The sequence below is a fragment of the Mesoflavibacter sp. CH_XMU1422-2 genome, from assembly GCF_037029245.1.
Taxonomy (GTDB): Bacteria; Bacteroidota; Bacteroidia; order Flavobacteriales; family Flavobacteriaceae; genus Mesoflavibacter; species Mesoflavibacter zeaxanthinifaciens.
This window is the reverse complement of the sequence record NZ_JAYMEE010000073.1, coordinates 1-901: the sequence shown is the minus strand read 5'-3', so window position 1 is coordinate 901 and position 901 is coordinate 1. Positions and strand designations below refer to the sequence as shown.

General features: G+C 28.2%; 1 protein-coding gene. It reads left to right on the top strand.

Annotated features, from left to right (window positions below; genetic code table 11):
* Positions 1 to 111 precede the first annotated feature (111 nt).
* Complete coding sequence (locus WA340_RS12665) at positions 112 to 789, top strand: hypothetical protein (protein ID WP_336129350.1); 678 nt, start codon at positions 112 to 114, stop codon at positions 787 to 789.
* The last annotated feature ends 112 nt before the right edge of the window (positions 790 to 901 follow it).

Genomic DNA, 901 nt, shown 5'->3' with positions numbered 1-901 from the left:
GAAATTCATTGCAATTTTCTATCTTTCAGCTTCAACGGAAAATCGTGCCGATTTTCCGCAACTGAAATTTATACGCTAACGTTGGCAACAATTATGACAAATCAACTTAACATGAAAAAAATACTATTCATCCTAATAATTTTAATTTTTCCTTTACAATTATCGGCACAATATGGATGGACAAATGCAGAGATTTACTTAAAAAATGGCACTGTTCTTAAAGGAGAGGCAAACTTAACTATGATGAGTAAGGATATTAATCTAAAAAAAGAAAAAGTTAAATTCAGAACTAATAAAAATGGAAAAAAATCTAAATATATTCCTGAAGAAGTTGACTATATCATCTTTACAATTAAATCTCAAGAAAAAGAGAATGGTAAAAAAATTACAAAAACAAAGAAAGCAAAATACATTCCAATATATCTAAATAATAAGCAAACCAAACTAGGTTTTGCTGAATTAATTATAGATGGTAAAATGCAATTGGTTGGCAGAACCGTTTCAGTTCAAAGAGGTGGAGGTATAATGTTTCCTTCTGATCCTAATGTACCAAACAGCAAACCTATATATTCACCTTTTTACATTTTTAATCACAATGAAATCATGTTTCTTAAAGAAGGTGAAAAACCAGAAGTGTTTAACCAAACAAGTCTAACAAAGTCTTTTAAAAAACGAGCTTCAAAATATTTTAAAGATTGTCCAATCTTACAAAATAAAATTAAAAACAAAGACTTTAAAAAAGAGGATTTAGAGGCAATTGTGAACTATTATAATTCATCTTGTAATTGACCTATCTAAGTTGAGAAGTAAAAAACTATTGCCAACAAAGAACTGAGGCAATAAACAAGTAAAATATTAATTATTTATTGCTAGAGTACTTCTATGTTCACCATTGTAAGGC